The sequence below is a fragment of the Bradyrhizobium sp. genome (assembly GCF_016462955.1).
Lineage (GTDB): Bacteria > Pseudomonadota > Alphaproteobacteria > Rhizobiales > Xanthobacteraceae > Bradyrhizobium.
Genome location: NZ_JAEMSD010000397.1, coordinates 1 through 2718 on the forward strand (window position 1 = coordinate 1; position 2718 = coordinate 2718).

The following is a 2718-nucleotide window of genomic DNA, read 5'->3' on the forward strand; positions in this document are numbered from 1 at the left end:
GAAGAGGCCGTTTGGAGCGGTCGAGGCACGGTCAGACAACGGAGAAAATGGCGGCGCTTCGCACCGCAAAGCCGGTGTCCCGGCAGATATCATCGCCTTCGTCACCCTGGTCTGGGCATGACTGCTGCATCTCCCTCCATCGCTACCGGAAAAGCCTCTTCCTTCGGGTCAAGAACGGATGCGGTGGTGGCATTGCCCCAAGTGCTCCAACGCGGGTCGCTTTCAGGGGCGGCAGTCGGTTCGTGGCACGCTTCTCATCCGCAATCTCGGTGGCGACGGGACGCGGTTCTCGCCACGTCGCTCTGTCCTCCGCAACCACGATGACGACGATGGTCAGGCTCGAACAAGATCCCGGCCGGATGGGCCTGGGGCCGTCGCCATTCCAGCGACCCGGACGAAAGCGGTGATCCCGACCGCAACGGCGCCGATGATCGAGAAGGCGATCTGCCACGCCTCGGATGGCATCAGGTGCTTCACGATGCCATGAGTGGCGTGGAAACCCGCGATCGCCGCAGGGGCGACGAAGGCGATCGCCACGACGAGCTTCAGCCACATCGGACGGACGAAGGCGATCAGAAGGTGCCCGACCGCGAGCGTCATTGCGGCCGCAATCGCGCCGACGACGATCGCGCCGGCTATGCCGGCGCCGCTGTCGTGGGCCCATGCGCCGGCGGTCACGCCGACGAAGGCGGGAAGCGCGAAGACGGCCAGGGTGAACAGCAGCCAGCAGAGCAAGCCGATGGCAGTGAGGGATGCGAGTATGGCGAGGATGATCATGGCGGTGGTCTCCAATCGTTCATGTCTGACGATCGCGCCTTCCACCACCACCACGGCGCGCTGCGACCATAGCCGAAATGCGCGTGCGTCGGGAGCGGAAATCGCTCCGTTACGGGGCGAACGGATCGATCTCATGGATGATCTCCGAAGCGTCGCCGTCATATTCGCTGGCAGGCGTCACCGAGAGGGTGCCGTCGCCGGCCTGGAAGATGACGATGGCGGCCATCAGGGTGGTGGCGAGGCTGAAGGCGAAGGCGTGAGCGTCGTTGAGGGACATTGCTGGGCTCCTGCTGGAGCGGGGGACCATCCCCCGCCGACAGGCGCCCGAAGTGTTCGGCCGTGGACTGCAATCACCGCGCAGGCGCAGCCGAAGTGGCGGCATGCTCGCATAGCCGACCCTTTATGGGTTGATGGCGACAAGTCCGCGGCTGGACCAAGGATCAGCGCTGATAGGCGGGGAGTGGTGCGTCGTGCGGGTCGGAAATGGCCGGGTCTATTCTGTGCCGCGCTCGATACTCTGTCTCGAACCCGCTCGAAGCACTATGATCTGGTCAGGGCATGTCACGGAGGCTGAATGAGAAAGCTGCCGAAGAAGAGAGATTTCCCTGTGAGCCAAGTACGGCGCTATCTCGAGCCCGGGCCGATCGTGCTCGTGTCCTCACACCACGAGGGCGCGACCAACATCATGACGCTGGGCTGGCATACAATTCTCGAGTTCTCGCCGTCGCTTGTGGGGCTGATGATCTCCAGCGGCAACCACAGCCACGAGATGATCCGCGCTAGCGGTGAATGCGTGATCAATCTTCCAACCACGGCGATGACGGACACGGTGGTCGGCATAGGTAATACGACCGGCGCGCAGGTCGACAAATTCTCGCGTTTCGATCTGACTGCCCAAGAGGCGAATGAAGTCGATGCACCGATGATTGGCGAGTGCCACGCAAGCTTTGAATGCCGTCTTCATGACGCTGCCATGGTCGAGAAATACAACTTCTTCATCTTTGAAGTGGTGAAGGCGCATGTCGCGTCGTCGCCCAAGCACCCGGAGACACTGCACTACACCGGCGATGGGGCGTTCATGGTGGCTGGCAAGGTGATCAGTCGCCGCTCTCTGTTTAGACCGGAAATGCTGGGCTGAGCCGATGCCCGGCGCGCTTGCAATCCAGACCAACCCAAGCGTGCGCTCAGGTTGGCCTGGTTGGTCGTCGGTCTGGCCGGGGCCCTGCCGCAAGTAGCAATCAGGGACATATCTTTGAGAAACTGCAGCGCTCAGGCAGCAGGCCCGTTCGCGACAGCGAAGTCGCGGTATGAGTGCAGCGGGCGGCCTAGGATTTTGATCAGGCGATCGATGTCGCCGGCTTCCGGCACCATGCCCTCGCTGACATAGCGTTCGGCCATCAAGCGCATTTCATAGGCCGTCCATTTCGGCATGAAGGTGGCCATGTTCTGCTCGAACCCGCTGGGATCATCGCCGCCATAAACAATGGGGCGACCGAGGACTTCCGACCAGATCGTGGCCACATCCGCGCCCGTCAGCGTGTCGGGTCCGACCAGATTGATGGTCTCGATCGGCAGTGTGCCCGGAGCCCCGTCGCGGCGGATCAGTTCGATCGCGGCGACCTCGGCGATGTCGCGGGCGTCGACCATGGCGAGGCCCTTGCTGCCGATCGGCATCGGATAGATACCATGATTGAAGATGACGTCCTTGATCATGTGCTCATTGTCGATGAAGTAGGATGGGCGCAGGATCGTGGCGCTGAAACCCATTTGCTGCAGCATGCGTTCGGCACCGGACGTCACGGCGAAGTGGGGGACGTTCACGGCGCGATCGGCATCGAACACCGACAGGTAGACCACGCGCTCGACACCCGATTCCCGGGCGATGTTGAGGGTGATGATGGCCTGGGTGAATTCATCGCCGGTAACCGCATTGAGCAGAAA

4 protein-coding genes are annotated in these 2718 nt (G+C 62.4%); 1 reads left to right on the forward strand and 3 read right to left on the reverse strand.

Annotated elements, in window-relative coordinates:
• Positions 1 to 333: 333 nt before the first annotated feature.
• The gene (locus JHD07_RS29465) at positions 334 to 777 is read right to left on the reverse strand and encodes a hypothetical protein (RefSeq protein WP_291628559.1); all 444 of its coding nucleotides are present in this window, start codon (positions 775 to 777) and stop codon (positions 334 to 336) included.
• 109 nt (positions 778 to 886) lie between these two features.
• Positions 887 to 1054 (reverse strand): hypothetical protein, encoded by a 168-nt coding sequence (locus JHD07_RS29470; RefSeq protein ID WP_168176383.1) that lies wholly within the window; start codon positions 1052 to 1054, stop codon positions 887 to 889.
• A gap of 297 nt (positions 1055 to 1351) precedes the next feature.
• Between JHD07_RS29470 and JHD07_RS29475 the strand changes: the two genes are divergently transcribed.
• Positions 1352 to 1915 (forward strand): flavin reductase family protein, encoded by a 564-nt coding sequence (locus JHD07_RS29475; RefSeq protein ID WP_291628543.1) that lies wholly within the window; start codon positions 1352 to 1354, stop codon positions 1913 to 1915.
• A gap of 131 nt (positions 1916 to 2046) precedes the next feature.
• Here JHD07_RS29475 and JHD07_RS29480 read toward each other — a convergent pair.
• A partial coding sequence (locus JHD07_RS29480; protein ID WP_291628545.1) for an NmrA family NAD(P)-binding protein occupies positions 2047 to 2718 on the reverse strand: 672 nt, incomplete at its 5' end.